This window comes from Bradyrhizobium sp., from assembly GCF_019244115.1.
GTDB lineage: Bacteria > Pseudomonadota > Alphaproteobacteria > Rhizobiales > Xanthobacteraceae > Bradyrhizobium.
In genome coordinates this window covers 1-4,054 of the sequence record NZ_JAFATE010000893.1, presented here as the reverse complement: position 1 = coordinate 4,054, position 4,054 = coordinate 1, and the positions used below count along the sequence as shown (strand labels likewise).

The following is a 4,054-nucleotide window of genomic DNA, read 5'->3' as shown; positions in this document are numbered from 1 at the left end:
CTGTGGTCGCCGCCGCAATGATCACCCGTGCTGCCGTGTCCGCCCCACTACCTCATCACCGGCGTGTCGCCGTGTAGACACACCGAATAATCGGACTATGCCGAGGCCCTGCGGCCAAGTCCAGCCCCGAGGGCCTGCTCGACCTTGTTGGCGATGTCAACCCTGCGTGGCCCCGGCGTGACGGAGGTAGCTGGCCCCATCCTCGCGGGGGTGCTGATTGAGATGACGGTTTGACGGAAAGGCTGGCCAGCGATGGCGTGGGGATGGCTGGATCGATTCGCCGGTCCGGCTTTCAAGGCTGGGGTGAGTGGTGGGTGCCGAAGAGTTGTTCGCCGTCGTCGTGGCCGAGTAGGAAGGTGAATCGGGCGAGGTCGGTGCGTAGTTGGGTGAGGTTGTAGCCGTCGGCGCCGACGAAGCGCGCGAGGGAGGCGGTGAGCTGGGCGTGGTCGGGGCCGGTTAGCCATTGGTCGATGAAGGTGAGCATCTCGGCGAGTTCGGCGGCGTCGATGGATTCGAGGTGCACGTGGGGAGCTGGCATCGGGTGTCCTTTTCGGCGATCGCCTTCCAGGTCAGCGGGCGGGTGCGCTGGCGGCCTTTTTGGCGTTTTGCTGCTGGCGGGCATGAGCGAGCCGGTAGGAAACGGTGCCGGTTTGGATGATCTGTCCGGCGAAGGTCAACCGGTCGACGACAGCGGCGCACAGCCGGGGGTCGGTGAAGGTCTTGGTCCAGCGGGAGAACGGCTCGTTGGAGGCGATCGCCACGGCCGAGCGCTCTTCGCGCTCGGTGAGGACCTGAAACAGCAGCTCGGCGCCGCGCCGGTCCAGTTCCAGGTATCCCAGCTCATCGATCAGGATCAGGTCGACGCGGCCGTAGCGGGCGATCAGTTTGGACAGCTGTCGTTCGTCGGCGGCTTCGACGAGTTCGTTGACCAGTTTGCTGGCCAGGGTGTAGCGGACGCGGTAGCCGGCTTCGGCGGCCAGGGTGCCCAGCGAGATCAGCAAGTGAGTCTTTCCGGTGCCCGGAGTGATGGCGAGAGACTGCAACATCTTCGGTCGGTGTTGCCGTGCAGGGTGCGGGTGACTGCCACGACGCACCCGTTGTTCGGCGAGTTGCTCGAGGCGTCCGGGTTCAAGCGCTGGAACGGTGTGCTGCTGCTTGTCGTGGGGCTGTTGGATGGCAGCCCGGGCACTGTGCGGGCTGACGCCACGGACGTGTTCGCGGGTGATCTGGTGGAGCCGACTCGTCTGGTGCTGGACGGTGACGGGCTTCAGGCGCTGCGTGCCTTGGTGACGGGGTTGCAGCGGGGTCCCGGTCCGAAGCGTAGGGGCAAATAGGTTCGGCCTGTCCTTTGTTCGCGCCAACGACTTCGGGAAGGTGAACCTATTTGCGCGCCCTGAGAGTAGCTGTCGATCCTGTCCAATTCACGTTGCCCGAGCTAGAACCGGCACGCCCGGTTGAGCGGTGGTGGTCGCTGCCGGAAGCTACCCGACGCGAGGTGTTGACGCTGCTGTCTCGCCTGATCGCCCGGGGCGTCCTGATCGATCCCGACGTCACCGTCGATGAGGATCGACGTGGCGATGAGTGACGCGGCGGGGGTGCTGGTCTCGGCGAAGATCGGGCCGGTGCATCTGGGCCGGGACGCCTACGTTTATGTCCGACAATCCACGCTGACGCAACTACGGGAACATACCGAGAGCTTGATCCGCCAGTATGAGCTGCGCGAACGCGCGGTCGCGCTGGGCTGGGACGCTCACCAGGTGCGGGTGATCGACGCCGACCTTGGCCGCTCCGGTGCTGAGGCGACGGCTCGGGAAGGGTTCAAGGATCTGGTTGCCGACGTCGGCCTGGGCCGGGTCGGGATCATTTTGGGTATTGAGGTGTCCCGGCTGGCCCGCAACAACAGCGACTGGTATCAGCTGCTGGATCTGTGCGCGCTGACCGACACGTTGATCGCCGACGCGGACGGCGTGTATCACCCGGCGGACTTCAACGACCGGCTGGTGCTGGGCCTAAAGGGCACGATGAGCGAGGCGGAGTTGCACCTGATCCGGTCTCGGCTGACCGCTGGGTTGCGGCATAAGGCCGCCCGCGGCGAGTTGCGCCAGTTCTTGCCGGTCGGTTTCGACTACGACGAGACCGGCGCGGTGGTGATCACCGCGGATGAGGCGGTGATGGAGGCGATCGCGACGGTGTTTCGTCGCTTTGCTGAACTTGGCACTGCCCGGCAGGTGTTGCTGTCGTTGCGCGGTGACGGGCTGCTGTTGCCGCGCCGTCCGACGCGCACCGGGCGGATTACGTGGCAGCTCGCGACCTACCCGGCGGTGCACGACTTGCTCACCAACCCGGTCTATGCCGGGGCGTTCGTGTTCGGCCGCACCCGCACCGAGAAACGCATCCACTCAGCCGGCAAGGTGGTGCAGCGCACGATGCTGCTGCCCCGCGAGCAGTGGGCCGTGCTCATCCCCGATCACCATCCAGGGTTTATCGACTGGGCCACCTATGAGGCGAACACCGCGCGGTTGCGGGAGAACTGGCGTGCCCCGCGTGGGTTCGGCGGTGGCGCACCGCGCGAAGGATCGGCGCTGCTGCAGGGACGGCTGCGTTGCGGCAAGTGCAGCCGGTTGATGCAGACGGGCTACTCCGGGGCCAAGGGCAACTGCCCGCGATACGTGTGCGCCCGCGCCAAGCAACTCTATGGTGGGGAGAAAAGCTGTCAGAGCATCGGCGGGCGGCGACTGGAGAACCGGGTCCTCGAGGAGGTGTTCGCGGTCCTCGAACCCGCCGCCCTGGCCGCGACCGCGCAAGCGCTCACTGACGCAGAACAAGCCCACGCCGCCACCCTGCGATCGTTCGAGTTGGGCGTGGAACGTGCCCGCTATGAGGCCGAACGCGCCCGGCGCCAATACGACGCAGTCGAACCAGAGAATCGGCTCGTGGCCCGCACCCTGGAGCGCGCCTTGGAGGCCAAGCTCGCGGCGCAGCAACAAGCCGAACGAGACTTGCTCGCCGCGCTAGCCCGCCGCCCGGTCAGGCTCACCGACGAAGAGCTAGCGTGGCTCTCGCGCGCCGGCGCCGACGTCCGGGCGGTGTTCGCCGCGCCGTCCACCACATTCCGGGAACGCAAGCAGCTGCTCCGCGCGATCATCTCCGAGGTCGTCGTCACCGTCGACACCCAGGCGCGGACGGCAGCGCTGCGGATCATCTGGCAAGGCGGTGCCTGCACCGAGCTTGACATGGCGATGGCCAAGACAGGCGGGCACTTCCGAACTACCGACGAGGACACCATCGAGCTCGTGCGGCGGCTAGCCACCCAGTACGACGACACCACCATCGCGCTGATCTTGTCTCGGCAGCGGCGCCGCACCGGCACCGGGCTGCCGTTCACCAAAAGCCGGGTCCATTCGCTGCGGGTTTCTCGTGGCATCCCGGCTTACCAGCCACCCAAAACTGTCGCACCCAACGACGATGATGCCGTTGTGGTCACCGTCGCCGAAGCCGAACGCCTCCTGGGCGTCGGCAAAGTAACGATTTACCGGTGGCTGCGGGAGGGATTCATCACCGGCGAACAACTCACCGCCGGGGCGCCGTGGCGCATCCGCATCGACCAGGCCGTACGCGACCGAGTCGTTCCCCAGGTGCCCCACGGCTGGGCCGGCCTCGACGAGGCCGCCAAGATCCTCGGAGTGGCCCGGCAGACGGTGTTGCATAAGGTCCAACGCGGCGAACTGCAAGCCGTCCACGTCAACCGCGGCCGACGAAAAGGCCTGCGAATCAAGGTCCCCAACGACCAAACTGGACTGTTTGATCAACCCTCATGAAAGGCATGCGCAGTGTTACTCGGTTCCGGCTGATCCTCGTACGGTCACCCTCAATGCACTTGGCGTAGACCTTGAGCAGTACGTCCACCGAGTGACCTGCGCGTTGAGCGACCTCGGGCGCGGGGACGCCTCGGTTGAGCCACAGCGACACGGCAGCGTGGCGCAGGTCGTAGGGACGCCTGGCCAACGGCGAGGCCGCCTGCGCAGGCGTCAACGCGTACCTACGCGCTTCATCC

At 66.4% G+C, this 4,054-nt stretch carries 4 protein-coding genes; 2 read left to right on the top strand and 2 right to left on the bottom strand.

Features of this window, described 5'->3' with window-relative positions; genetic code table 11:
* Positions 1-292: 292 nt before the first annotated feature.
* Both JOZ76_RS37305 and JOZ76_RS37300 read right to left on the bottom strand, forming a co-directional pair.
* A complete protein-coding gene (locus JOZ76_RS37305; protein ID WP_291706368.1) occupies positions 293-538 on the bottom strand; it encodes a hypothetical protein in 246 nt (81 codons plus the stop codon).
* Between the two features lie 31 nt (positions 539-569).
* On the bottom strand, positions 570-1,094 hold the full coding sequence (locus tag JOZ76_RS37300; RefSeq protein ID WP_291706367.1) for an ATP-binding protein: 525 nt from the start codon (positions 1,092-1,094) through the stop codon (positions 570-572).
* Between JOZ76_RS37300 and JOZ76_RS37295 the strand changes: the two genes are divergently transcribed.
* Both JOZ76_RS37295 and JOZ76_RS37290 read left to right on the top strand, forming a co-directional pair.
* On the top strand, positions 1,077-1,334 hold the full coding sequence (locus JOZ76_RS37295) for a hypothetical protein (RefSeq protein ID WP_291706370.1): 258 nt from the start codon (positions 1,077-1,079) through the stop codon (positions 1,332-1,334). The genes JOZ76_RS37300 and JOZ76_RS37295 overlap by 18 nt on opposite strands.
* Before the next feature lie 243 nt (positions 1,335-1,577).
* The gene (locus JOZ76_RS37290; protein WP_291706369.1) at positions 1,578-3,818 is read left to right on the top strand and encodes a recombinase family protein; all 2,241 of its coding nucleotides are present in this window, start codon (positions 1,578-1,580) and stop codon (positions 3,816-3,818) included.
* Positions 3,819-4,054 lie beyond the last annotated feature (236 nt).